At 39.7% G+C, this 25,704-nt stretch carries 29 protein-coding genes and 1 riboswitch; of the genes, 23 read left to right on the top strand and 6 right to left on the bottom strand.

Going from position 1 to position 25,704, the window contains the following annotated elements; translation table 11 throughout:
* The 7 genes from MK805_RS00005 to MK805_RS00035 all read left to right on the top strand — a co-directional run.
* On the top strand, positions 1-92 hold a 92-nt coding region (locus MK805_RS00005; RefSeq protein ID WP_240874218.1), incomplete at its 5' end, for an IS3 family transposase.
* A gap of 320 nt (positions 93-412) precedes the next feature.
* Positions 413-916 (top strand): glycerol-3-phosphate acyltransferase, encoded by a 504-nt coding sequence (locus MK805_RS00010; protein WP_240873150.1) that lies wholly within the window; start codon positions 413-415, stop codon positions 914-916.
* Positions 917-984: 68 nt separating this feature from the next.
* Positions 985-1,191: riboswitch (cobalamin riboswitch) on the top strand.
* Between the two features lie 77 nt (positions 1,192-1,268).
* The gene (locus MK805_RS00015) at positions 1,269-2,189 is read left to right on the top strand and encodes an ABC transporter substrate-binding protein (RefSeq protein WP_240873151.1); all 921 of its coding nucleotides are present in this window, start codon (positions 1,269-1,271) and stop codon (positions 2,187-2,189) included.
* Positions 2,190-2,249: 60 nt separating this feature from the next.
* On the top strand, positions 2,250-3,200 hold the full coding sequence (locus MK805_RS00020; protein WP_240873152.1) for a FecCD family ABC transporter permease: 951 nt from the start codon (positions 2,250-2,252) through the stop codon (positions 3,198-3,200).
* 5 nt (positions 3,201-3,205) lie between these two features.
* Positions 3,206-3,991 (top strand): ABC transporter ATP-binding protein, encoded by a 786-nt coding sequence (locus MK805_RS00025; RefSeq protein ID WP_240873153.1) that lies wholly within the window; start codon positions 3,206-3,208, stop codon positions 3,989-3,991.
* Complete coding sequence (locus tag MK805_RS00030) at positions 3,988-4,542, top strand: cob(I)yrinic acid a,c-diamide adenosyltransferase (protein ID WP_240873154.1); 555 nt, start codon at positions 3,988-3,990, stop codon at positions 4,540-4,542. Before MK805_RS00025 ends, MK805_RS00030 begins: the two co-directional genes overlap by 4 nt.
* Positions 4,543-4,558: 16 nt before the next feature.
* Positions 4,559-4,912 carry an arsenate reductase family protein gene (locus MK805_RS00035; protein ID WP_240873155.1) on the top strand — a complete coding sequence of 118 codons (354 nt, stop codon included), beginning with the start codon at positions 4,559-4,561 and terminating at the stop codon, positions 4,910-4,912.
* Between the two features lie 37 nt (positions 4,913-4,949).
* Here MK805_RS00035 and MK805_RS00040 read toward each other — a convergent pair whose 3' ends face one another.
* Together MK805_RS00040 and MK805_RS00045 are read right to left on the bottom strand one after the other, a co-directional pair.
* A complete protein-coding gene (locus tag MK805_RS00040) occupies positions 4,950-5,822 on the bottom strand; it encodes an LPXTG cell wall anchor domain-containing protein (protein ID WP_240873156.1) in 873 nt (290 codons plus the stop codon).
* Positions 5,823-6,186: 364 nt separating this feature from the next.
* Entirely contained in the window at positions 6,187-6,954 is a 768-nt protein-coding gene (locus tag MK805_RS00045) for an AIM24 family protein (RefSeq protein WP_240873157.1), read from the bottom strand.
* Positions 6,955-7,374: 420 nt separating this feature from the next.
* Between MK805_RS00045 and MK805_RS00050 the strand changes: the two genes are divergently transcribed.
* The 6 genes from MK805_RS00050 to MK805_RS00075 all read left to right on the top strand — a co-directional run bounded on the left by MK805_RS00050 (position 7,375) and on the right by MK805_RS00075 (position 10,067).
* Positions 7,375-7,914 (top strand): peroxiredoxin, encoded by a 540-nt coding sequence (locus MK805_RS00050; protein WP_240873158.1) that lies wholly within the window; start codon positions 7,375-7,377, stop codon positions 7,912-7,914.
* A gap of 75 nt (positions 7,915-7,989) precedes the next feature.
* Positions 7,990-8,439, top strand: a complete 450-nt coding sequence (locus tag MK805_RS00055) for a TlpA family protein disulfide reductase (protein WP_240874219.1) — start codon at positions 7,990-7,992, stop codon at positions 8,437-8,439.
* Positions 8,436-8,816, top strand: a complete 381-nt coding sequence (gcvH, locus tag MK805_RS00060) for a glycine cleavage system protein GcvH (RefSeq protein ID WP_240873159.1) — start codon at positions 8,436-8,438, stop codon at positions 8,814-8,816. Before MK805_RS00055 ends, gcvH begins: the two co-directional genes overlap by 4 nt.
* 18 nt (positions 8,817-8,834) lie before the next feature.
* Entirely contained in the window at positions 8,835-9,059 is a 225-nt protein-coding gene (locus MK805_RS00065) for a DUF2553 family protein (protein ID WP_240873160.1), read from the top strand.
* Positions 9,060-9,245: 186 nt separating this feature from the next.
* Positions 9,246-9,662 carry a hypothetical protein gene (locus MK805_RS00070; protein WP_240873161.1) on the top strand — a complete coding sequence of 139 codons (417 nt, stop codon included), beginning with the start codon at positions 9,246-9,248 and terminating at the stop codon, positions 9,660-9,662.
* Positions 9,663-9,788: 126 nt separating this feature from the next.
* The gene (locus MK805_RS00075) at positions 9,789-10,067 is read left to right on the top strand and encodes a hypothetical protein (protein ID WP_240873162.1); all 279 of its coding nucleotides are present in this window, start codon (positions 9,789-9,791) and stop codon (positions 10,065-10,067) included.
* A 153-nt stretch (positions 10,068-10,220) separates the two neighbouring features.
* Here MK805_RS00075 and pckA read toward each other — a convergent pair whose 3' ends face one another.
* On the bottom strand, positions 10,221-11,792 hold the full coding sequence (gene pckA, locus MK805_RS00080; protein WP_420833033.1) for a phosphoenolpyruvate carboxykinase (ATP): 1,572 nt from the start codon (positions 11,790-11,792) through the stop codon (positions 10,221-10,223).
* Between the two features lie 270 nt (positions 11,793-12,062).
* Here pckA and MK805_RS00085 point away from each other — a divergent pair, with 270 nt between their 5' ends.
* Both MK805_RS00085 and MK805_RS00090 read left to right on the top strand, forming a co-directional pair.
* Complete coding sequence (locus MK805_RS00085) at positions 12,063-12,467, top strand: S1 RNA-binding domain-containing protein (protein WP_160801283.1); 405 nt, start codon at positions 12,063-12,065, stop codon at positions 12,465-12,467.
* 169 nt (positions 12,468-12,636) lie between these two features.
* Entirely contained in the window at positions 12,637-13,725 is a 1,089-nt protein-coding gene (locus MK805_RS00090; RefSeq protein WP_240873163.1) for an MFS transporter, read from the top strand.
* A gap of 193 nt (positions 13,726-13,918) precedes the next feature.
* On the opposite strand, the gene mnmL is transcribed toward MK805_RS00090, so the two are convergent.
* Positions 13,919-14,899, bottom strand: coding sequence for a tRNA modification radical SAM protein MnmL/YtqA (gene mnmL, locus MK805_RS00095; RefSeq protein ID WP_240873164.1), 981 nt, complete (start codon positions 14,897-14,899; stop codon positions 13,919-13,921).
* A 728-nt stretch (positions 14,900-15,627) separates the two neighbouring features.
* Between mnmL and pdhA the strand changes: the two genes are divergently transcribed.
* The 7 genes from pdhA to MK805_RS00130 all read left to right on the top strand — a co-directional run bounded on the left by pdhA (position 15,628) and on the right by MK805_RS00130 (position 22,607).
* Positions 15,628-16,725, top strand: a complete 1,098-nt coding sequence (pdhA, locus tag MK805_RS00100; RefSeq protein WP_240873165.1) for a pyruvate dehydrogenase (acetyl-transferring) E1 component subunit alpha — start codon at positions 15,628-15,630, stop codon at positions 16,723-16,725.
* A 12-nt stretch (positions 16,726-16,737) separates the two neighbouring features.
* Positions 16,738-17,715 (top strand): alpha-ketoacid dehydrogenase subunit beta, encoded by a 978-nt coding sequence (locus MK805_RS00105; protein WP_240873166.1) that lies wholly within the window; start codon positions 16,738-16,740, stop codon positions 17,713-17,715.
* A gap of 62 nt (positions 17,716-17,777) precedes the next feature.
* Complete coding sequence (locus MK805_RS00110) at positions 17,778-19,064, top strand: dihydrolipoamide acetyltransferase family protein (RefSeq protein WP_240873167.1); 1,287 nt, start codon at positions 17,778-17,780, stop codon at positions 19,062-19,064.
* Entirely contained in the window at positions 19,065-20,471 is a 1,407-nt protein-coding gene (gene lpdA / locus MK805_RS00115) for a dihydrolipoyl dehydrogenase (RefSeq protein WP_240873168.1), read from the top strand.
* A gap of 128 nt (positions 20,472-20,599) precedes the next feature.
* Positions 20,600-20,800 (top strand): transposase, encoded by a 201-nt coding sequence (locus MK805_RS00120; RefSeq protein ID WP_240873169.1) that lies wholly within the window; start codon positions 20,600-20,602, stop codon positions 20,798-20,800.
* A 47-nt stretch (positions 20,801-20,847) separates the two neighbouring features.
* Positions 20,848-21,294 (top strand): MarR family winged helix-turn-helix transcriptional regulator, encoded by a 447-nt coding sequence (locus tag MK805_RS00125; protein WP_240873170.1) that lies wholly within the window; start codon positions 20,848-20,850, stop codon positions 21,292-21,294.
* Between the two features lie 86 nt (positions 21,295-21,380).
* Entirely contained in the window at positions 21,381-22,607 is a 1,227-nt protein-coding gene (locus MK805_RS00130; RefSeq protein ID WP_240873171.1) for an epoxide hydrolase family protein, read from the top strand.
* A gap of 294 nt (positions 22,608-22,901) precedes the next feature.
* Here MK805_RS00130 and MK805_RS00135 read toward each other — a convergent pair whose 3' ends face one another.
* On the bottom strand, positions 22,902-23,612 hold the full coding sequence (locus MK805_RS00135) for a creatininase family protein (protein WP_240873172.1): 711 nt from the start codon (positions 23,610-23,612) through the stop codon (positions 22,902-22,904).
* Between the two features lie 436 nt (positions 23,613-24,048).
* The gene (locus MK805_RS00140; RefSeq protein ID WP_240873173.1) at positions 24,049-25,110 is read right to left on the bottom strand and encodes a tetratricopeptide repeat protein; all 1,062 of its coding nucleotides are present in this window, start codon (positions 25,108-25,110) and stop codon (positions 24,049-24,051) included.
* On the opposite strand from MK805_RS00140, the gene MK805_RS00145 reads away from it, so the two are divergent.
* Positions 25,084-25,686 carry a DNA glycosylase AlkZ-like family protein gene (locus MK805_RS00145; protein WP_338057477.1) on the top strand — a complete coding sequence of 201 codons (603 nt, stop codon included), beginning with the start codon at positions 25,084-25,086 and terminating at the stop codon, positions 25,684-25,686. The genes MK805_RS00140 and MK805_RS00145 overlap by 27 nt on opposite strands.
* The last annotated feature ends 18 nt before the right edge of the window (positions 25,687-25,704 follow it).

Below are 25,704 nucleotides of genomic sequence, written 5' to 3' on the forward strand. Positions count from 1 at the left end.
ATATTTACTATTACAACCACAAACGAATGAAAGTAAAACTAAAAGGCATGAGTCCGGTTCAATACCGAACTCATGCCCAGCAAGCTGCTTAAATTTCGTGTCTAACTTTTTGGGTTCAGATCATTTTATCTGGTCTGTTTTTTTGTTCTAAGTTCCTATTTTTCTCATAAAGTTGTAAAGGAAACTTGCCGATGTGTTGCCTTCCAAGGCGTAGACAGAGGCTTAGTTGCACTTATGCACCCAAGCTTTGGGTACAAGCACACCAAGTGTACGGGTCGTGCTACTGCGCTAAATCGCAAAGTCACGCATTAAGTCTTTCTTTGCACCTCAGACAAGGGCACAAGTCTCGCTTTGTAAATAAGATAAAATTTATAGTCTCTTATCTGCCGAAAAAGGACAGGATGTGACAGGCATGATTATTCTTACTAGTTTGCTGGCTATTGCTGTCATACTTTTGCCAGTCTCTAAATTTATTGTGTTTCATCCACGTCATTATTCTATTTCTGTTATCACTTATTGGCTATTTGATTTAGGAAAAGGGATATGTGTCACCTATTTAGCTTATTTGATTGGTGGATGGGTAGCTGCATATTTTGCGTCTATACTTGCTGTCATCACTTCTATGTTCTCACCCATATGTAATAGCCTTGCGGTTGCTTCAGGTGCTACGTTGGTTTTAAGTCCGATTTTGATTTTGCTTGGTATTATCGTTTTTGTCGTTAGTCTCCTAGTCACTAGGTATTATTTTCTATCTACTTATCTCGCTGTAGCAGCCGTTATTATTTTGGGCTTAGTATTTGCGGCGCATATCGCTATTTGGGCTACCATAGTTTGCCTTGGGATTGTCATCTGTATGGAGCATAGAAAACATTTTCGGCGATATAGGCACGGAGTGGAAAAACAGATGAAGTGGTAGATAATTTTAGCAAGTAACTCTTTCTTGTGATCTTTTGTTCACACTTTTTAACAGGTATAATGAAGTGAACGATAAGTACAAAAATAGGTATTTCAAAAAAGGGAAGCTGGTGTGAATCCAGCACGGTCCCGCCACTGTGATGGATGAGGCGACTAGTGAGAGACCACTGTCATTTATAGGCATTCATGCTTAACCATTGATAAAAATGGTGATGGGAAGGTACTAGGAGCTGTAGACCCCTGAGTCAGGATACCTGCCTATTTTTTTTGTTTCGTTCTCCTTCGGGATAAAGGAGATGCGACTACTTCGCATGTATCCTCCCAGAAAGTCATATAAGTTTGAGGAGGAAAAGATGAAAAAGTTTGCTTTAGGCCTTGTTTTATTGCTATTTGTATTTAGTCTCTTAGGTTGTCAATCTGTAAACCTATCGAATGAAGATTCTCCTGTTGATCCTGGTGATGTTCACTATCCATTAACCCTCAAGGATCAAGCAGGAAACGATGTAACGATTTCAAAAATTCCTGAACGTATTGTCTCCTTGGTTCCCAGCGATACAGAAATTTTATTTGCTATTGGTGCTGGTAAAAAGGTTGTAGGCGTAACAACGAATGATGATTATCCAAAAGAAGTAAAAAACCTGCCAAAAGTAGGAGATATGACGATAAATGCAGAGAAGGTTGTGGCACTAAAGCCCGATATCATTTTTGCATCCGCATTGAATGGAAAAGAGACAATTGATAAATTGAAAAAACTGGGATTGACGGTTTTCGTCTTAGATGCAAATTCGATCAAAGGGGTTTATCAATCGATTGATTTAGCAGGACAGATCACCAATCAATTACATCAGTCAGATCAATTAATTGGGAATATGGAAGCTGAGAAACTACAAGTATTCCGAGAAGTAGCGAAAGCGAAAAAAGACAGACCTGTAAAAGTATGGCTAGAGTCTGATCCATCCCTATATACTGCTGGAAAAGGCACATTGTTAAATGAATTAGTTACGATTGCTGGAGGAGATAATGTAGCGAAAAATTTAAATGGCTGGCCTCAAGTGTCGTCAGAACAGGTAGTGACATGGAATCCAGATGTGATTGTTTCCATGTATGGAGATACTTCAACTATTCGTAACCGGGCAGGATGGAATACCATAAATGCAGTAAAAGAGAAAAAAATTACTGCAATCGATCCGGATATCGTTTCCAGACCAGGTCCTAGAATCATTGAAGCGCTGCACCAACTTGCCAAAACGTTCTATCCAGGTCAGGTAAAATAAATGAAGAGCTTTCGCAAAATGGGGTGGGGAGGATTTTTTCTCCTCACTCTTTTTCTAACATTGAGTATTGCGTTGTCAGTAGGGAGTTCTTCTATTCCGTTAGTAGCAGTATGGAAAACCATTTTTGCTTTTGGAAACAACGATCCTGCTATTAATGCAATTATCTGGAAGATTCGGTTTCCACGGGTGTGTATTGCAGCACTAGTAGGGGGTTCTTTGGCATTGGCAGGAGTCATTTACCAATCATTATTGCGAAATCCCTTAGCTGATCCCTATATTCTGGGGGTATCCTCTGGATCAGCTGTGGGTGCTGTTATTGCTATTACAGGAGGTTTTGGTGCCACATTGCTTCAGGAGTGGCAAATCCCAATTTTTTCTTTCATAGGTGCTGTACTCGCTCTAGCTTGTGTTTTGTTATTATCAGGTTCACATGTCCAAGTTCAATCATTGCTCTTGTCAGGAGTAGTCGTAAATGCTTTCTTTGCTGCTATTCTCACATTTTTGCTTTCCATATCCCAAACAGAATTAGCTAGAATACAATTTTGGTTGATGGGCAGTTTCACCCTTCGTGACTGGGATTATGTACTCTTTGTGCTTCCGGTAAGTTGTATGGGAAGTATTGTTGTATGGCTTAAGAGCACGGAGTTGAATATTTTTTTACTAGGTACACGACCTGCTACCCATATTGGCGTATCTGTATATCGGACACGTCTTATTCTTTTGATTATTGCATCTCTGATTACATCTATTGCTGTATCCGTCTCTGGTATGATTGGTTTTGTAGGGTTGATTATTCCCCATTTTGTGAGAATTTTAATTCGTACTTCGGATCATCGTTATCTGCTGCCTTACTCATTTTTAGTTGGTGCTATATTTTTGGTCGGAAGTGATGCTTTATCTCGTGTATTATTTGAACCTCGAGAAATCCCAGTTGGGGTTGTAACAGCTTGTTTGGGAGCGCCAATTTTTGCAATCCTGTTGAAAAAAACTACAGCTTCCACATTAAGGTGATCATAATGATTATTCATGCAAAAGAGATATCGAAGATTTTTGGATCGCAAATAGTTTTAGATAGTATTGATATACTGGTAGAGTCAAATGAATGGGTTAGTATTTTGGGGCCAAATGGCAGTGGGAAAAGTACATTATTATCTTGCCTAGCAGGGAGTAGTAAAATTGACTCTGGTAAGATTGAAATAAAAGGGAAAGATATTTATCAATATGCAGGAAAAGATAAAGCAAAAATCATCGCTTTTTTAACGCAGGAAGCACTGCCGGATATGCCGAATACGGTGGAAGAGATTGTTCAAATGGGTCGTTATCCGCATCAAACATCTCGTTTACCGTGGTTACAAAAACAGGATATGCAAGTAGTAGAAGAGGCGATGGTATTCACGGAAACTATTTCTTTGCGTCACCGTCAGATGAGTCAGTTAAGTGGAGGAGAACGGCAAAGAGTTTCCATGGCATTAGCGTTAGCACAACAGCCTGAAATTTTACTGCTTGATGAACCAACGACTTATTTAGATGTGTATTATCAACTTGCATTTTTTGACCTTCTGAAGAAGTGGCAAAAAAGGAACAAAACCACCATTATTTCTGTTTTACATGATTTGAATTTAGCTAGTCTATATAGTGATCGTTGTTTATTACTACGAGACGGTAAATTAATCGATGCAGGAGAGGTAACAGAGATTCTTACTTTAGACAATGTAAAACAAACTTATGGCATTGAGCCAATTATCTTAAAACATCCATTAAAGAAAGTACCACAAATTTTACTGAAAGGAGAGTCTGAATGAAAATTTATACCCGTACAGGTGATCAAGGAGAAACAGGGTTAATAGGGGAAAGAAGACGCAAAGATAATTTACGAGTGGAAGCATATGGTACGGTCGATGAGTTAAATGCGTTCATTGGGGAAGCTATTGTGAGGTTACAAGAAGACATTTATACGGATATGAGAAAAAATTTGACGATTATACAACATCAGTTATTTGATGCTGGAGGAGATTTAGCGCAAGTTGGGAAAAATCGAACTTATCTTGTAAAGGCTAAAATGGTAGATGACTTAGAATACTTAATCGACCAGTATGACAAAGAGTGTTCTGAGCTTGCCAACTTTATTGTACCTGGGGGAACAGCTCAGTCAACTGCTTTTCATCTTTGTAGAGTTGTTGCAAGAAGAGCAGAAAGAAGAGTAGTTACGCTATGTTCAACGGAAGAAACAAATGAAGAAATTCGTCGTTATCTCAACCGTTTATCGGATTTTTTCTTTGTTTTGGCTAGAGTCGCAAATGTAAGAGCAGGACAAACCGATATTCCATATAAAAGGAACCAAGAGCTCAGATAGTGGGAGAAGATGAAGAATGTTAACTTTTTTTCAATATCCAAAATGCGGTACATGCCGAAAGGCAAAAAAGTTTTTGAATGATCAAGGGATTTCTTATGAAGAACGACATATCGTAGAAAAGCCTCCAACAGTAGAAGAATTAAGGGAATTCATCACTATTAGCGACTTACCTATCCAGAAATTTTTTAACACAAGCGGGCAAGTGTATCGTAAATTAGACTTATCAAAACGTTTGCCGAATATGACAGATGAAGAGAAATTGGAGCTGTTAGCTTCGGATGGAATGTTGGTGAAGCGGCCTATTTTAACAGATGGAAAGTCGGTGACTGTCGGATTTAAGGAAGAAGAATGGAAAGAAAAGTGGACATAAAAAAAGCTACGATATCGTAGCTTTTTTTATGTATGAACTAGTTTGTTTCACGACGACGATAAGCAAGAAGTGCTGTACCAGCTAAAGCAATTGCTGCACCAGTAGCTACAGAGTTAGCGAAGTCGTTAGCGGTTTTTGGTAGTTTACCACCATTTTTTGCACCAGCATTTTTTGCACCAGCATTAGCACCAGCATTTGTACCAGCATTTGTACCAGCATTTGTACCAGCGTTTGTACCAGCATTAGCACTACCATTACCAGCATCAGAACCGCCATTAACAGTACCAGCATTACCAGCATTACCAGCGTTACCAGCATTACCAGCGTTACCAGCATTACCAGCATTACCAGCGTTACCAGCATTACCAGCATTAGCACCGCCATTGTCAGTACCGCCGTTGTTGTGACCGCCATTGTTAGCGCCACCGTTGTTGTCACCTTTGCATGGTTCGTTGATTTTCACGCGAACGATCACTGGGATTTTGGATTGATGTTTACCGATAACTAGGTAAACTTTCAATGCATAGTTACCAGCAGGTCCGTTTGGATTAGCAGTAGGATCATAAACGATTTCGTAGAAGTCACCATTTTGCTTGGTGTTAACTTCACCAGTACCTACAACTTTACCTTTTAATGCATCTTTGTGTAGATCAAAGTATACGTCATATTTAAGAGAAACTTTTAATTTGCTTACGTCAACGATATGGTTTAGTTCTTTGGTACGAAGTTTAACATAAATTTTGTCACATTCTCCGCCCACTTTTACAAGATTTAATACATTTGCTTCACCTAAAACTTTTAGTTCAACATCCTGTTTCACCACGGTTGCATTAGTTACGGATGGAAGAACAGCAAAAGCAGATGCAGCTACAAGAGCTAGTGCAGAATAACGCTTAACAGATTTTAACATTTAAATCTTACCTCCTTGTTATGCTTATATATATTTTTTATTTACTCGAGTATCTCCTTCTCCATGTGCAAAAAAATTTGCCATTTTTGCTTAACATTAACAATTTAGACATAAAATCAAGCCAAATTGATATTTTAGTAATCGAAATATGCGTATTTCCAATAAGATTATGAATACTTTTTTTCGATTGTAGTATATTGGGTGGTAAAGTTATGGTGAAAAAGACACTCGAATAGTCTAACAAATAAAATATTATTTGGGAATATAGTTTTTGCTTTTGTCAAATATGGAAAATGTAAGGCAATGTTTATTTGAAATCGAAATAAAAACAACCAGCTGTTTGCTGGCTGTTTGGGGATGTTCCTTATGGCCTTTGAGGGACAACTGGTGGATGATAGATCGAGTAGGTAGGTGCTACCCAAACAGTTCCAGTACCAGTAAATGTTTGCAAGTAGCCCTCTCCACTTGTCATAGATCCAACGATCGATTTTGCTGAACGCTCTACTGTAAAGCTGATGTTTCCGTTACGAAGGATAGCAAAATTACCATCCACTTGGAGACGTTCGTTATTCAGTTGCAGTTTCATGATTTCATGAGCAGGAACAGGGCTTAAGAGGACAACTAGACCGTAACCTTTTAAACTTGTTTGAAACAGCCCTTCTCCACCTTTTAGCGCTGCAGAAATCGATTTTTGTGCTGCCACTCCTACAGTTACAGAGCTTTCACAAGCTACAAACATACCTTTGTCGACAATGATTTCTTCGTTATTCAATTGATATAGAAGAAAGTGATCAAAACTTGGCTCCAAGTATACTTCACCAGAACCAGTATAGCTTGGTTTAAAAGTGGATTCTTGGGTGAGTACAGAACTAGCGAGATTTTTCAATAAGCCAGCTGCACCTTTTCCACCGCCAATGGAGTTATCTGCGGTAATATGCCCTTTTGCAAAGGATAGTGCGCCAGCTTCGGTAATCACGCTACCGTTTTGAAGGGTAACGCGTACTTGATGAAGACGTGCTCCTGCTTTTTGGGCATTGTACAAGCTAGCAACTTGTAGAGGTTTGTAGCGTAAGATATCAAATCGAGCTGCTGCACCTTGGACAGACTCTACAACATCAAACATTTCTGACATATACAGTTGTTCCTCCTCGAATAAAAAAAATAAATTTCTTCTTCTATGATACATGAAAATACGACATAAAGAACGAAAAATTTTACTAGTTTTGAGGGTTTTTCCTGTTAAGAAATGCTTTTGATAAAGCAGGCCCTTTTTTGAATTTAAAGAACGCTCTCATAGATTTTGCTTTCTTTCTTGCAGCGATGTTTAATAGCTCAGCTTGAGTGATCAACTTCACATTCCTTTCATTTTAGTGAATTTTTCTCGAATTTAAACCAAATAATCCTACTACCTGAGAATATTTTTCAAATTATAGTAAGTTTTATTTAGGATTGACTATCAATAAAAAAATATGTTATCTTATTTTTGGATTCCCAAAGACCAATATGGATATATTAGGAAAAATAGCTTTTATTTTTTAGGAGGAATTAAGCAATGGCATCACGTTTAGTAGGATTACCAGCACCAGCTTTTGAATTAGAAAGTACCAAAAATCTAGAAACTTTGGATGAAAAAGTTTCCCTTGCAGATTATGAAGGTAGATGGTTGGTTTTATTTTTCTATCCACTAGACTTTACATTTGTATGTCCTACAGAGATTACTGCTTTGAGTGATCGATATGAAGAATTTACAGATTTGGATTGCGATATTCTTGGAGTAAGTACAGATAGCAAATTCTCACACCGTGCATGGATACATACATCTCGCGATGATAACGGTCTAGGTGACATCAAATATCCACTTGGAGCCGATACAACTCATAAAGTTAGCAGAGACTATGGAGTTCTTTTAGAAGATGAAGGAATTGCCCTCCGTGGACTCTTCATCATTGATCCAGAAGGTATTGTTCGTTACCAAGTTGTAACAGATAACAATATTGGGCGTAGTGTAGATGAGACATTACGTGTGCTCGAAGCATTACAAACAGGTGGGCTTTGTGGAGCTGACTGGAAACCTGGGCAAGATAACCTATAAGTTAGACTTTTGCGGCTCCTGTTGCAGGGGTCGCTAAGTCTTTATTTTAAACAAAGGAGGAAGCCGATTATGCCGATGCGTTTACGTACGGAAATGCCAGAAATTACTGGTATAACAGAATGGGTTAATGGAGAAGTTAACAAGAATGACCTTGCTTCCAAACCTGTGCTTGTTCACTTCTGGTCGATCAGTTGTGGGATGTGCAAGGAAAGTCTGCCAGCGATTAATAAGATGCGTGAAGAATATCCAGACTTGCAGATTGTTGGTATTCATATGCCACGTTCCCAAAAAGATACAGACATCGATGCTGTAAAAGAAACAATTGCAAAATATGAATTAAAACATTCCCAAGGAATCGATAATGAGCATAATGTTGTAGATGCTTTTCAAAATGAGTTTGTTCCTGCCTTTTATTTGTTCGATAGAGAAGGACTACTTCGCCATCGATCAGCTGGTGAGAAAGCACTTTCCATGCTCAAAAAACCATTAGAGAGAGTATTGCAAACAGAGGAGGCAACTACATGAATCTACCAGACGAACTTCGTTACACAGAAGAACATGAATGGGTGAGAGTAGAAGGTAATACTGCTATTATCGGGATTACTGATTTCGCCCAATCCGAACTAGGGGATATCGTATTTGTCGAATTGCCGGAAGAAGGTTCTGATATCCAAACTGGTGACGTGTTTGGTAGTGTAGAATCCGTGAAAACGGTCTCTGAACTGTATGCTCCGATTTCTGGAAAAGTAATCGCAGTAAATGGCGAGCTGGAAGATACACCAGAACATGTGAATCAAGAAGCATATAAAGCAGGCTGGATGATCAAGGTCGAAATTGCAGATGAAAGTGAATTGGCAAATTTGCTTTCTGCTGCGCAATATCAAGAAAGTATCTCTGAATAAGAGACAGGGGGTTCACCGATGAGCGATTATCGAATTAATATTACAAGAAAAATTACCGGAAAATTGGAAGACGGAAAGTTGATCTTGTATCATAATCATCAACCAATCGGTGAGTTGCCTGTACAAGATCAAGGTATGACCATGTATGATGGTTTTGAATTGGATCAGTCCCATGTTTATGCAGTAGGTACGTATGCTTTTGAAGATCAGTATGCTAAAAACTGTGACATGGGTTGGTGTTAGTAAGAAAATAACCAGAAAAAAGCAAGATTTTAATAGCTAGAGGCCAAAATTTAAGAAAATAAGGTCTTCTAGCTATTATTTTTTGGTTTGATAAACAAAATTTTGTGGTAAAATATTAGTAACAAACAAGTTCTTCAGACCTTTTTTGATCTTTCTCGATCAATGAGGGGTAAGGAGGGAATATACATGATCTACTGTTGTGGAGCTAGCATGATTGGGATGGTTGGATCACTGAAACAAAAATCAGTGAAGGTTCATCAGGTACCGTTGCTATTTTGTCCTGTATGCCACAATGTCGAGGTTCACCCAGCAGCCAAAGAGCAGTTTGATTTGGTGCTAGAGTATGCTTTAGAAGATCGTGTGAAAGAAACGTCCCTCTACGAACAAGTCGACCCCGAACTTATGGCTACTTGGAAGGAATCCTGTTTTAGCTTCCAGGAAGATGATGTAGAGGCAGTATTAAGAGAACAGATTGATTTATCTCTCGATCTTCTGCTCATCTCGAAACCCGACCAATCTTGGGCCAATGAACTGAAGAACCGCCTCCGAGTTCTGAGTAAACGGTTAGTCCAATTGGAAAAACAAAAGGAGAGCAGTTTGTAATAGCTTTTAGCCCCTCGAGGGCTTTTTTTATTTCTGTTAATTCTAAAAATGTGTAAAGGAAAACTAGAACCAACGAAATGTACGATTTATAATAATAGAGCAAGTCCCAACCGTTTTGGAGGAAAAGTGAAGCAGGCCGATGATGTCATGACCATCGAGCTCCGTAAGTTGCGTGGCAACGCACATGCGAAGATCTTCGCAATTTTCGCAGATAGGTTCAGTGGAGAGATCGTACCGCTGTCTATCCATGATCTCTGTCCCTCTGGAGACATCTTCGAGGAAGTCAAGAAATACTGCCTCGAAAAGAGCCCGATTCTGGAGAAGGACACGAGTGAATTGGTGGATCTGAGGATCAAGAATGTCTACAATGTGACACTGGCATCGTACTTCCACGCCTCCTGCTAGTACTTCCCTCCCTTCATCCATGTATGAGGGGTGAGAAGTGGATCACCAGTCCGATGAAAAAAGGATTGGTGATCCGGAGACTATAACTTATTTTCAATAGATGAATAAAAATACGACTCCTTCTCATCGAATGGAGTCGTATTTTTATAAAGTTTATAACTTCGGTCCAGCAGCAAAAATCTTCTCGTCAACATCAGAGAACTTCGTAAAGTTTTTCTGGAACCGCGCAGCTAGTGCTTTCGCTTGCTCATCATACGCTTCATGATCACTCCAAGTGTTACGCGGATTTAGCAGTTCCGCTGGAACACCAGGGCAGCGGGTTGGTACCGCGAATTGGAAAACAGGATCATGGATGTACCCTACTTTGTTGAGCTCTCCATTTAGAGCTGCTGTGACCATAGCACGGGTGTATTTAAGATTCATCCTTTTACCGACACCATAAGCACCGCCGGTCCAGCCTGTATTCACAAGGTATACTTGTGTTTGATGTTCTGCGATTTTCTTTCCTAGTAAGTCCGCATAGACATGAGCAGGTCTTGGTAAGAAAGGAGCACCGAAACAGGTGGAGAAGGTAGCTTCTGGCTCTGTTACACCTCGCTCTGTTCCAGCTAATTTACTGGTATAGCCAGATAAGAAATGGTACATCGCTTGCTCTGGTGTGAGTTTAGAAATAGGAGGAAGTACACCAAAAGCATCAGCAGTTAAAAATAAAATCACTTTTGGATGACCAGCTTCACCAGGGATTACTGCACCATCAATGAAGTCTACCGGATATGCTGCACGTGTATTTTCTGTTAGCGTATTATCGTTATATACAGGTACACGATTATCATCTAAGACTACATTTTCGAGTACAGTACCAAAACGAATAGCGTTCCATATTTGTGGTTCTTTTTCAGCGGAAAGTCCGATGCATTTCGCATAGCATCCGCCTTCAAAGTTGAATACCCCATTTTCAGACCAACCATGTTCATCGTCGCCGATTAATCCACGCTCTGGATCAGCAGAGAGTGTTGTTTTACCAGTTCCAGATAGACCAAAGAAAAGTGCCACATCTCCTGCTTTTCCTACATTTGCTGAGCAGTGCATCGGCATGACATTTTTGTCTGGTAATAAGTAATTCATTACAGTAAAGATAGATTTTTTCATTTCCCCAGCATAATGTGTACCTGCAATGATGACGACACGTTGTTCGAAGTTAACTGCAATCAGTGTTTTGGAACGTGTTCCATCGTTTTCAGGATCGATCTCAAAATGTGGTACACAAATCACAGTAAAGGAAGGAACATGTTCTGCTAGTTCTTCTTCTGTAGGACGAATAAATAATTGATGAACAAATAAATTATGCCAAGCATATTCGTTGATTACACGGATTGGTAAGCGATAGTCTTTGTCAGCACCAGCAAATCCGTCAAAAATAAATAGTTCTTTTTCTTTTAAGTATTCTTCTAAGCGTTCATAGATTTTGGCAAACTTGTCGGGTTCCATGGCTTGGTTGGTAGTGAAGTCCATTTTATCAGCCACTAGTTCGCTATTTACCGTATATTTGTCTAGTGGTGAACGCCCTGTAAACTCCCCTGTTACTGCACGTAATGCTCCGTTTTCCGTCAAAACAGCTTCTTTCCGTTTAACAGCTTGTTCTGTTAACTGGGCAACGGTAAGATTTTTGTGCAGCAATCCTTGAAGCGGGATGGTATTAGCTGCTTTCCCAAGAACCATATCCATCGAGCAACCTCATTCCTTTGTTTTTAAATATTTATCATGTATGAATGCATTCGACCTAGTATAACAAAATTCACTTCTTTGTTAAACAGGGCAAAATATAGTTAGAATATTATTGAATATTTAAATAATATTATACCTGGGTTTACATGAATATGAAAATTGGTGTTAGAATAAGAAAATCGATTGTAAAGAGTCATAAACGCCCATTGACAAGGAATAAAAATAATGATATCTTCTTACAGAACTGATTATCCTATCGGGAGTGTTATAATGAGTGAGTTAAAGGAAGGGGCCGTCGTAACGGGAGAGGTAATCTCTACAAAACCCTTTGGTGCCTTTGTTAAATTAGAGTCGGGGGAAACAGGCTTGGTGCATATTTCCCAAATCTCTAGTAAATATGTAGAAAAAGTTGAAGATGTTCTCCAAGTAGGACTAAGCGTAAAAGCAAAGGTGCTATCGATAGACCCATCCGGAAAAATCTCCCTTTCGATCAAAGCATTAAGTGACGATCGGCCAGCGCGCGACAACAAACGTGGCGGAGGAGACCGCCGTGGTGGATCCCGGAGAAACAACAACAATAATCCTACCGATTTTGAAGATATGATGAAAAAGTGGATGAAGAGTAGCGAGGAGCGCCTCAGTGCTTTAGCTGCAAAGCAGAAGAAAAACCGTTAATATCGGTTTTTTCTCTTTTTATTTTAAAAGTATCCCGACCAAATGGGATGCTTTTTTTTGTCTGTTTGTGTCTTACCATCTCCTGAATCGCAAAAAGACATTTCATTAAATTTAGAAAGGAAATTATATGCATCAAAGGGGATTTTGGAGTGCGCAAATCATCCTACTAATGTGCACCGAAACAGCAATCGTTTACAATTTGGATGCATACTCAGCATCAATGCCTGCTTGGTTTCAGAAAATGGGTTATCTTTCTGTACTTGGTCTTGTGATGGGAGTAACCATTGGGGCCACTTTGGTTGGTGGTCTTTCTTCTGGACCATTGTTAGATCGCTTTGGAATCCGTAAAGTACAAGGTGCCAGCCTTGGCATTATGCTTGTCAACGCAGTATGGACAGCTTATGCTCAGGAATGGATAGAAATGATGATTCTTCAGAGCGTCCGTGATTTCGTCTGTGCTATAGGCATTGTAGCATGTGGAATGCGGGCTCGCGCAATTCTATCCCAAAATCAAGAAGAGCAGATCAAAGGACTAGGAAAGTTAAATATATGGAGTTATGCTGCTAGTGCCACTTTTGCTTGGCTGGGTCCTATTTTAGTAACTCATAATATGGTTTTGTGGAAGTGGCTAGGTGCTATCATTACTTTTATCGGCTTGTTGGAGGTTGTACTTAATAAACAACCTGTTCAAATCAAGACTGAAAAGAAAAACATAGAAAATTTCAGTGTTTGGGACTGGGATATTTTGAAATTGGTGTTGCCAGCCATTGGAGTTTCCATCATCCAAGGAGTGGTGAATACTTTCATCATTGTGGATGCAGGAGTAAACTTGGGATCACCGGTTCGAGCTGCGATGAATATCGCGGCTGGATTAGCAGGAATCATTGTTCCTTATATGGTCAAAAAATGGGGAGACAAATTGGTCATCAGAAGTTTGATGAGTTTGGTTGTAATAGCTGTGCTTTGTTTGATATGGCCGACATGGTATATTCTGGTGTTCGTTGGGTTGAGTATTGGTCTTGCTCAGATGGGGATAAATATCATTCTTACGGTAAAAAGACCCAATACTGGCAGAAGTGCTTCTATGCATTCACTGGTTGATTATGGAGGAGCCGCTTTCTCTTCTATTTTTTGGGGGACAGTTAGACAATTGGCAGGAATTACTTCCTCCTATGCTTTGCTTTTGATTCCAGCCCTGCTGTGTTTTTTTGCGTTTGAACGTCTGTTTCGATCAAAACGATGGTTGACTCAAGAGTAAATGCAAGTGCCGATCAAGGTTGCATTTGTGGTGAGCTGGTATATTCTATATAGATCAGCTCGTGTAAGTAAGCCCTTGGCTGGAGACATAAAAACGCCCCTCCTTCGAATGAAGGTGGGCAAGGTCATCTCATGGAGGAATGATACATATTTTTTGGTTTCATTTTCCTATTTATGGATTTTACATACTAAACTCATGCTGTTCGGATGATTTCTTTTTCGTTTCTCCCTTTGGCATACTTTCCTTGCCAAGATCCCCGTCTTGCCATCTCCTTATCAATCGCATTTAATACTTCCCATTTTTTGGTGCTCCACATCGGTCCCATCATGATTTCTGGGGGTCCATCACCTGTGATCCGATGAATAATGACATCAGGCGGCAGCAGTTCTAGTGAATCACATACTAGGTTCACATACGTATCTTTATCCAAAAACTCTAAGAGCCCTGCTTCATATTGTTTGACCATAGGTGTATTGCGTAGAAGGTGCAAGAGGTGGATTTTGATCCCCTGAATATCCATATTGGCACATGCCTTCACGGTTTCCAGCATCTCATCAGGTGTTTCACCTGGTAATCCATGAATGATATGCGCACAAGTACGAATACCATGTTTTCGCAGTTTGGCAACGCCGTCTATAAAACACTGGGAATCATGTGCTCGGTTGATTAAATTGGAAGTGTGTTCATGGATCGTTTGCAGTCCCAGCTCTACCCAGAGATATGTGCGTTCGTTTAATTCAGCCAAGTATTCTACGACATCATCTGGAAGGCAGTCAGGGCGTGTAGCAATCGATAAACCGATAACATCTTCTTGTTCCAAGATGGCCTCGTACTTTTCTTTTAACTCTTCTACTGGAGCATACGTATTGCTAAATGCCTGAAAGTAACCGAGGTATTTGGCTTGCGGCCATTTTTCCTGCATCATTTTCTTTCCTGCTGCAAACTGTTTTACAAGATCATCCCGCCGATAACCTGCAAAATCACCAGAGCCACGAGCACTGCAAAACGTGCATCCCCCTACGGCTACCTCTCCATTGCGATTTGGGCATGTAAATCCGCCGTCTAAAGGAATCTTGCATATTTTCTGCCCGTGCACTTGGCGCAAATGGTAGTTCCATGTATGGTAACGTTTATCCCCCCATAGTAAGGGTGTATTTTTATTTTGAAACATCATAAATAATCATCCTTTTGACTGATGAACTTGTTTTCTATCACTAAATAGAAGGGAGAGACTTCCTGTGTAAATATGTTAAAATAAAAATGCATTTAATTTTAAAAGAGGGAGGTTTTATCGCGTTCGAAATTCAAATTTCGATCTATAGAGTGAGAACTTTTTTGTGTGTCCCAACTTTTTTATCAAATAGCTCTATTTTATCACAAGGTGCATTTGATCGGAATCATAATGGTAAATACTACCAAGATATTACTTTGTCAAAAAAATGTAAGTGCTATCCAAGCGAGTTTTTGCTTTTAAAATCAAGGATTCCCTGAAAAAGTCCTGCTTACATATGTTTCGTTCAGCCTATTGAAATACTATTCTTTTATGTATTGTTTCTTTCAGAGGAAAGCAGTAGAGTTATAGAGGGTATTCTTTTTATGTTATCTATTTTTCGAGTTTCCAGCTATTTGGAGGTATAATTGGTATAGTGACAGTTTGTTAGGCTAATGCTACTGATAAACTCATGTTTTCGTATGGGCATATGGTGCGTTACATATGTATTCTTTTTTCATGCCTTTGAAGAAGGAGCGGGCTTACGGTATGATAGACAGGAGTGAAAACAAGTAGTTCGTCAGGATACATAGCTTTGATTTATTTTAACCGTTAAACTACCGAGGAAACTCCAGATCGTTTGTTTTTGAATCATACTTATTTTGTCGATATTTTTTTCGAGGTGATCTTTCATGGCTAGAACCAAACAGAAAGCCCAGAGTTTACTGGAATCGGAAATTAAAGTTGCACCGATTACAACTTTTTCCGTGCTTTCACCTGAAGGTAAGATCGTCAATGAAGATGAAGTCCCGGGTCTCAGTGACGAACAGCTGCAAGAATTGATGAAACGCATGGTATTTACTCGTGTTTGGGATCAGCGCGCTACCGGACTTGCCCGTCAAGGTCGTCTAGGATTTTATGCACCAGTTGCTGGTCAAGAAGCTACCATGATCGGTAGCCAATATGCACTAGACAAAGAAGATTTTATCTTGCCAGGATATCGCGATATTCCTCAGCTTCATTTTCATGGATATCCTATGTATCAAGCGTTTCTCTGGTCTCGTGGACATCAGCATGGTGGACAAATCCCTGAAGGGGTAAATGTACTTTTGCCGCAAATTATTATTGGTGCACAATATGTCCAAGCCTCTGGTGTAGCGATGGCTCTCAAGAAACGAAATACCAAAAACATCGTAATTACATATACCGGTGATGGTGGTAGTTCACAAGGTGATTTTTATGAAGCAATGAACTTTGCAGGTGTTTATAAACTGCCTGTTGTCTTTGTTGTTCAAAACAATCGCTATGCGATTTCCACACCTGTAACCAAACAAACTGCTGCCGCTTCTCTTGCGCAAAAAGGAATAGCTGCTGGGATTCCTTCTATACAAGTAGATGGAATGGATGTACTAGCTGTTTATCAAGCTGTTTCGAAAGCAAAAGAACGTGCTGCAAATGGCGAAGGGCCAACTCTGATCGAAGCATTGAATTATCGAATTGGACCTCACTCCATGTCCGGAGACGATCCAACGAGATATCGTACCAAAGAAGAACCTACCGAATGGGAACAAAAAGAACCGCTAACCCGTTTCCGTGCATATCTGGAAGGCAAAAAACTTTGGACAGAAGAGATGGAAACAGGGGTCATCGAAGAAGCAAAAAATACGGTGACTGCAGAGATCAAAAAAGCAGACCAATATCCAAAAATGAAAATCGTCGATTTGATCGATAGCATGTACGAAACGACTCCTCCCCATCTGGAAGAACAAAAAGCGGAGTATGCAGACTAGGAGGATAAGAACATGGCACAATTAACAATGGTAAAAGCAATCAATGATGCGCTGCGAGTAGAATTATCCAAAGATGAAAATACCCTTATTTTTGGGGAAGATGTAGGGGTAAACGGTGGAGTATTCCGTGCTACAGAAAACTTACAAAAAGAGTTTGGGGTCGACCGTGTTTTTGATACACCACTTGCAGAATCTGGGATTGGTGGACTTGCAGTAGGACTCGGCTCACAAGGTTTCCGTCCTATTGCAGAGATTCAATTTATCGGATTTATTTTTGAAGCAATGGATTCTATTTTGGTCCAAGCTCCTCGCTTGCGTTATCGTTCTGGCGGCCGGTATAACTGCCCTGTAACATTTCGTGCACCTTTTGGTGCAGGTGTTAAATCTCCAGAGTTACATAGTGATAGTTTAGAAGGACTAATCACCCAAACTCCAGGGATCAAAGTAGTTTGTCCTTCCAATCCATATGATGCAAAAGGACTGCTGATCTCTTCTATTCGAGATAATGATCCTGTATTCTTTATGGAACATCTAAAATTGTATTTCTCTGTAAAGGGTGAGGTGCCAGAAGGAGAGTACACCGTACCGATTGGCAAAGCGAATGTAGTAAGAGAAGGTAAAGATGTCAGTATCTTTACTTATGGAGCAATGGTTCACACTTCTTTAAAAGCAGCAGAAGCAGCAGAAAAAGAAGGCGTGAGTGTAGAAGTGATCGACCTTCGTACATTAAGTCCATTGGATATGGATACAGTTGTCCAGTCCATTGAAAAGACAAACCGTGCTATTGTTGTCCAAGAAGCACCCAAGCAAGCAGGTATTGCTGGAGAGCTAATTGCTCAAATTAATGAAAAAGCTATTTTTCATCTAGAAGCTCCTGTACTTCGAGTTACCGGACCAAGTACCGTTCTTGGTTTCCCATTGATTGAAGAAGAGTGGATTCCAAGTCCGGCACGCGTGCAAAAAGCGATACAAAAAGTGATGTCTTACTAAGGTAAGGCGGTGGGATCACCACCGTCTCTTAAGAGCTTTTAAGATGATTGGAGGACTTACATATGGCAGCCTATCAATTTAAACTGCCTGATGTGGGTGAAGGTATCCACGAAGGTGAAATTGTAAAGCTATTTGTAAAACCAGGGGATAAAATCGAAGAGTTTGCCCCATTTGCTGAAATACAAACAGATAAAGCAGTTGTAGAGATTCCTTCTCCCGTAACTGGAACTGTCAAAGAAGTGAAGGTAGAAGAAGGGGAAGTCGCTCTCGTAGACTCAGTTATTGCTGTTATTGACGCTGAAGGCGAAGTTCATGATCAAGTAGAAGAGGAAGCAGCACCAGAAGAACCAGCAAAAGTAGAAGAGCCAGTAAAAGAAGAAAAACCTGCTGCAAAAGCAGAAAGCAAGCCGGTTAGTGATAAGAAACAAAAAGTATTAGCAATGCCATCAACTCGTAAGTTAGCTCGTGAACTTGGTGTGGATATCCATCAAGTAACGGCTACTGGTGAAAATGGAAGAATTACCGCCGACGATGTGCGAAAATTTGCCGAAGGTGGAGAAGCGAAAGCTGCGGAAGCAGATGAAGTGAAACTTCTGACAGAAAAAACACCAAGTTCAACTCCTACAGCTGCACCAGTAGAGACCGGTTCAGAAGAACGTCTTCCATTACGTGGAATCCGCCGGACCATTGCCAAACGTATGGTAGAAAGCAAGCATACTGCTGCACACGTAACCATTATGGATGAAGCAGATGCTACGGAATTAGTAGCCATTCGCAAATGGGCAAAACCGGTTGCACAGGAGCGCGGCACGAAACTTACCTATTTGCCATTTATCATGAAAGCTGTGATCGCTGCTCTTCGTCAATTCCCAACTTTAAATGCTTCGATTGATGATGAGAAGCAAGAAATTGTGTTGAAAAATTACTACCACATCGGTATGGCAACTGCTACCGATAATGGTTTGATGGTGCCAGTTTTAAGAGACGCAGATCGCAAATCTATCTTCGATCTCGCAGATGAGATCACCGATAAAGCAGTCCGTGGACGTGATATGAAGTTAGAAGCGTCCGAGTTAAAAGGCAGCACCTTTACCATTTCCAATATTGGCGGATATGGTTCCCAGCACTTTACACCGATTATCAATCACCCTGAGGTGGCGATACTTGGTGTAGGTACGATTAAAGAAAAGCCCGTTGTGTACGAAGGTGAAATTGTAGCTCGTCCACAGTTGTACTTGTCCCTTACAGTGGATCATCGCTTAGTTGATGGAGATGTGGCTGCTCGTTTCCTCAGCCAAGTAAAACGCCTCATTGAGAGCCCCAACCTATTGATGATGGAGATGAGATAAATGGTAGTTGGAGACTTAGCACAAGAAGTAGATGTACTCGTTATTGGAGCAGGCCCTGGTGGATACGTTGCTGCTGCGCGAGCAGCACAGCTAGGTCGTAGTGTTACTATAGTAGATAAAGATGAGCTCGGTGGAGTTTGTCTCAACCGAGGATGTATTCCAAGTAAAGCAATCATTACTGCGGCAGAGCGTTTTACCCAAATGAAAGAAGCAGAAGAGATTGGTTTGGAAGTAAAAGGTGAAGTTGCCGTCAATATGCAAAAGCTGATGGATTGGAAAAATGGTGTGGTACAAAAGCTTACAGGCGGCGTCGGCCAATTGATGAAAGGCAACAAAGTAGAAGTAGTAAAAGGCGATGTCTTTTTCAATGCTAAAGATGCTGTTCGAGTAGTGGGTGAAACTACCAGCCAAACCTATAAATTCCAAGACATCATCATCGCTACAGGTTCCCGTCCATTTGAACTAAAAATCTTGCCTTTTGATGGAAAGCGTATCCTATCTTCTACCGAAGCATTAAACCTGCAAGAAGTTCCTGAAAGATTGGTAGTGGTAGGCGGTGGATATATCGGTCTTGAACTAGGAACCGCTTATGCAAAACTAGGTGCGAAAGTTACCATCCTAGAAGGAACAAAATCCTTACTGCCTGGTACAGATGACAAACTAACCCGGATTGTCTCTCGTAAATTGAAAAAACTTGGTGTGGAAGTCATCACCGAAGCTATGGTTCAAGGTGGAGAGAACAAAGGGAAAGAAGTTGTTGTCAAAGCTCAGGTAGGTGGAGAAGAAAAAGAGTTTACCGCAGATTACTGCCTTGTAGCTGTTGGGCGTAAACCAAATACCGATGACATCGGTTTAGAAAATATCGGTGTAGAACTAGATGAGCGTGGTTTTATTAAAATAGATGATCAATGCCGCACCAGCGTGGAACATATTTATGCAATCGGTGACTGTGCAGGTGGAGCACTTCTTGCACACAAAGCAAGTTACGAAGGAAAAGTAGCAGCTGAAGTGATTGCAGGAGAAAAAAGTGTGATTGATTACCAAGCGATGCCATTTGTAATCTTTAGTGACCCAGAGATCGCATACACTGGTCTTACCGAAGCACAGGCAAAAGAAGAGGGTTATAACCCAGTTGCAACCCGTTACTCCTTTGCAACAAATGGACGCGCATTGTCCATGAACCAATCCGAAGGATTCGCACAAGTCGTAGCAGACAAAGATAGCGGACTTCTTCTAGGTGTACAAATCGTCGGCCCAGAAGCATCTTCCTTGATCGCAGAAGCTGCATTTGCTATTGAGATGGGAGCCCTTGCAGAAGATTTAAGCCTCACCATTCATGCGCATCCTACTTTGCCAGAGGTTATCATGGAAGCAGCTGATTCGTTGGTATTGCGTTTGAAAAAGTAGGGATCATTTGTATAGAGCATTGTCATGGCAGTTCCCATTATGGGATATGCTTTTGATGATGCTTTTTTCTTTTTTATTGGTTGTTGGTGTATAGAAGGTAATTTGGAGAGATTTGATGAGACTGAGGAGTGTTGAATGTATTTTCTTTGTCTCATATCATTCAAGAATATATCCAAGAAGTAAGCGAGTACCACGAAGAATTACTCGCCTATTTAAGCCCTTATGTAACTGCACATATCAATCGATTTGGTGAATATCGAATTGATACGGACCGTACATCATCCACACTTCCAATTGATCTATCTTTGGTGAAGAGAGCAGCTTCTTAATGTAAATTATATTAGTGATTTATATAAGATAGTGATATAATTTTTCTATGAAACCTAAATCTTATGTTACTGATTTCAATGTCGCTGATTTTACTATGGTAATCGAAAATCTGACAAGGATACTTATTCGGTTACCATCGATTGAAAAACTAAGCTTCACCACACTTTCCGTCCTGCACACATTGTCTCTCAAAAGCCCCATGCGACTTACGGAGTTGACAGCTACTGAGCAAGTTACGCAATCAGCAATCACACAGTTGGTGACCAGACTTGAACGAGACGGACTCGTCAAGCGTCTGGCAGATCCGAATGATGGCCGAGTGGTTCAGGTACACATTACCACGCAAGGCATTGATGTTATTGAATCGCGTCGATTAGATCGCATGGATCGGCTCTCGAAATTCATTGATGGGCTTACTTCAGAGGAAAAACACGCAATTACATCCGCATTACCGGCATTGAAACGTTTGGTCGAACTGGGAGAAGATTCGTAATTAAGTCTGATTCCATTTCGTTGTTCATTTGGGATAATAGACAAACATTCCTATTAACAAATTGAATTGTCTAAGGAGGAATTTTAGTGGCAGCAGCTTCTTTTGCTCTTGAACCTAGTCCAATCTATGTATCGGATGAGTTACTATCTGATCTCCAAAACCGCTTAAAGTATACCAGATGGCCGCTTGATACTGGTAATGACGACTGGTTTTATGGCGTTAATAGGAATTATCTAGAGAAATTAGTAGACTATTGGATGAACCAGTTTGATTGGCGGAAATCCGAAAGTGCGATCAATGCTTACGAACACTATAAAGTAAATGTAAACGGAGTTCCTGTGCACTTTATGCGTAAATCAGGCACGGGACCCAATCCTATACCATTGATACTATCTCATGGTTGGCCATGGACATTTTGGCATTGGTCCAAGGTCATTGATCCACTTGCAAACCCAGGTGCATTCGGAGGTAATCCAGCTGAAGCATTTGATGTAATCGTACCCTCCCTTCCTGGCTTCGGATTTTCTTCGCCACTTCCTAACAGCCCAGACATGAACTTTTGGAAAATCGCCGATCTCTGGCATACCCTTATGACGGATATTCTTGGCTATGATAAGTATGCAGCAGGAGGATGTGATGTAGGAGCGCTTGTAACGGGGCAATTGGGACACAAATATAGTGACTATCTCTACGCCATACACATCGGATCTGCCCTGAAATTGAATTTTTTTAATGGGGATGATGGATGGAATTTTGCTAGAGGCCGTGTTCTTCCCGACAACATTTCTCAACAAATGAAAGAAAAGATTTTGGAGCTTGATCGTAAATTTGCATCCCATCTAGCCGTACATGTTCTTGATCCCAGCACACTTGCTTATGGATTGAGTGACTCCCCAGTTGGAATGCTTGCATGGATTTTGGAAAGATGGATCAAATGGAGTAATAATAACGAAAATGTGGAGAATGTTTTTTCGAAGGACGATATCCTTACCCATGCAACTATCTTCTGGGTAAACAATACCATTGGAACGTCCATACGAACCTATGCGAATAATAATCGCTATCCATGGGCACCTGCTCATAATCGCTGGCCTGTTATTGAGGCACCCACAGGTATCACTTTTGTGGGCTATGAAAATCCGCCTGGTGTCACGACTGAAAATCGCGTACAAGATTTTCTCAACAGTGATCGTGCTCCCTGGTATAACCATGTCAACATTACAGCTCACGAACAAGGTGGACACTTTATCCCTTGGGAAATTCCAGAGAAGTGGGTTGAAGATTTACGTCGAACTTTTCGTGGACGCCGGTGAGTGCTAGTGTCAGTTTTTACTCTAATCAAAAGACACTTTAGTGAAAAAAGAAACCAGAAAACCATTGATTGTTCTAAACTACTTAATATACTTTGGTAAAAAACGAAAACTTGTCGTGTTCTCTAGCAGAATATGACGAGTTTGTTTGTTATAATTGTATATCCATCGTTTCTGGCGGCTGGTTATTTGTTTTTTTGTAACTGTTTTATGAATTAGATTTGGAACAACTCATCTGGTTCTAACTCTGAATTCATAATTTGATTTCTTAGTACCCTATATAAGTCTAACCATTTTTTACGTGTCAAGGTTAATGAACTCCTTTACTGTTAATTCGATTTGTTTTGTTAAGTGATGCAGTAAAATCTTCCCTTTTTTTGCAGCAGCTCTTGTTGGAAAGCCAATCGTTCCAGTTTTTGTATAAGGTTTCATCCCTAACGCTGTTAACAAGTCTCTCTTTGGTGATTCTATATCTATATATTTTTCTGTTTTTACTACATTTTTTTCTTTGTATAAATGCAATAAAATAGAAGTTTCCGCCTCTCCTGCATGCATATCTTCTGATGTTGTCGATGAGATTCCAGCTTCTTTATAAGCATTTTCCCAATGCTTTCTATTAGGTGTAATTAGTAGCCTGGGTCTATCCACATTCATTTCTTGGGCTATATTACCCAAAAGATAATTTCCTCCATGACCATTTACAATAATACATTTTTCAATCCCCATTCTTTCTAGTGAGTGAACCACATCTTTTACAACGGAAATAATGGTAGTAGATCTTAGAGAAATAGACCCTGGAAAACTAGCATGTTCAAACGAAGCCGAATAGGGTAGTACTGGTACCACAAAAGAATTTTCCAATGACTTTCCAAGCTCATTTGCAAGAGCTTCAGCGATAATACTATCTGTTGCGATAGGTAGATGATGTCCATGTTGTTCAAGTGATCCAATTGGTATTAGACCAACTTTTATTCCTTTTAAATCAGTCCATGTTGAGAATTTGTCCATGTTTTAGTGCTCCTTTTCAACTCACAATCTAGATATATACTGCTGACTATACTATAATTCAGAAAAAACAAAAAATATCTATTTAAATATAGACTGAATAGTATAAATCCGGATTGTTATTCAAATAGTGTAGTCCCCTATGAAAAGGATGATACAAACAACATTGGAAAAGGCAAATTTAGAGGTAAGAAAGAGGATTAGAAGTAGAATAGAGTAGATGCACGGTTTTTTGTTTGGTTATACAAACCACCTCCAATGAGACAGAAGAACCGTCCCTGTGTCTTGAGGAGGTTTTGAGACGAAAACAAAGGAGTAATCAATTAAATTGATCACTCCTCTTTTATCCTAAATTAATGTTTTGTTTCTGACAAATGGAAGTCAGCTTTAAATCTTATGCAATATCAGCAGTCAACCTTCTGGATCGCCTTCATAATAGCTAGACATTTTCTAAAAGACCTCCTTCTTCTTTCTCTTTAATCTGTTGCCTAATAAGATATGTTTTCTCAACACATGTTAAAAACTCATCTTTTTGGTCAAGTTTTTTATAACAAGTACATATGTTGTCCATTATCTCAAGTTCAAGAAAGAGAAATTTATGGTGTTTTGCAAGTTCATAGCCTTTTTCAAAAGAGGAAATAGCATCCATGTAGGCATTTTGTGAAATACTTACACGTCCTTTTGCTTGTAATGCTTTTATTTGTCCAATTGCATCTCCATTTTTTTTACTGATAAATAATGCTTTTTCTAAATATATATTTGCAGTCGTGGGATCATTCTCTCTCAAATATAGCATTCTTACATTCATATAAGTAGGTATTAATAGATATTCCCGCTTTATTTTTGATTGAATGTCTAAAGCAAGGAGAAAGTACTCCTTAGCTTTTTGAATGTTACCTTTATTGAGGAATATATTACCCATTGTATTCCAAAGTGTCAATAACCTGTCGAATTCAAGGTTTAACCAAGCGATATTAATACCTTTTTGGGCAAGCTCGTATGCTTTTTCGGTCATACCAATATTGTTCCATACATTCGCATACATTTCATAATACTGGATGATGACTGATAGTCTTACAAGCTGAAACATATCCTCTGTTTTTTCAAATGCAGAAATACTTTTTTGTAACTTTTCAAGTGATACGATGATTTTCTCTTGATTGTTCACCTTATCATTGTTCATTTTTTCAAGGTAGACGCACTTATTTAATAATAAGAAGTATTTCAGATACAACCGATCACCTTGATCAACAAAACTCTGTAATCCATTTTCGACATATTGAAGTGCTCGTTTAAAGTCACTTTGGAAAAAGGCAATCCTCGCTAGATCATTCAAGCAACCAGCTAAGATATTGGACTTCTTCAACTCATGATTTTCCTCATATTGCTCTTCTATTAGGGTAATAACATCTCGCAGGAATTTTTCTGCCTGTGACCACTTTTTCTTCTCAAAATAACATTTTCCCCATAAATAATATGCAAAAGGTGCAAAAGTTCCCATTGGGGGAAAGAAGACCGCTATTATGGCCATACTCCATCTTTTTATCCAAATTTACATTTGAATCGGATGGATATAAAAGAAGCGCAAAGAAAATTAGTCTACTACCATATTGATCGATTTGGGCCTGTTTCTATCAAAGATATTGCTTGGTGGTCAGGGTTAAGTGTAAAAGTCATCCGAGATTCGATAAAAGAATTAGCTAATGAAGTAATAATAGTGGAAGTAGAAGCAACAAATACCGAATATTTCATGACCGAGAAAGGTTTATCACATTACCAAGACTCTTCTTTTCAAAATGAGGGTTGGTTAACTCTTTTAGCATATGAAGACCCCACTTTAAAAGGATACTATGAAAGTCGATTTTTATATGTGGATCAAAAGCATTATGAACTATTGTTTAATAAGATTGGGGAATCAAGAGCCAGTATTATCATGAATGGAAAAGCAATTGGAATATGGACAATAGACAAAAGGAAAAGAAACATTCATTGGATGACATTTGAAAAGGTAGATTTAGAAGTAAAAAAGCAGATCAAAACCAAAATAGAGCAAATGCACAGCTTTTTGTTTGGCTAGTACATAAAATCTAATGCG

The sequence above is a fragment of the Shimazuella soli genome (genome assembly GCF_022511585.1).
GTDB lineage: Bacteria > Bacillota > Bacilli > Thermoactinomycetales > Thermoactinomycetaceae > Shimazuella > Shimazuella soli.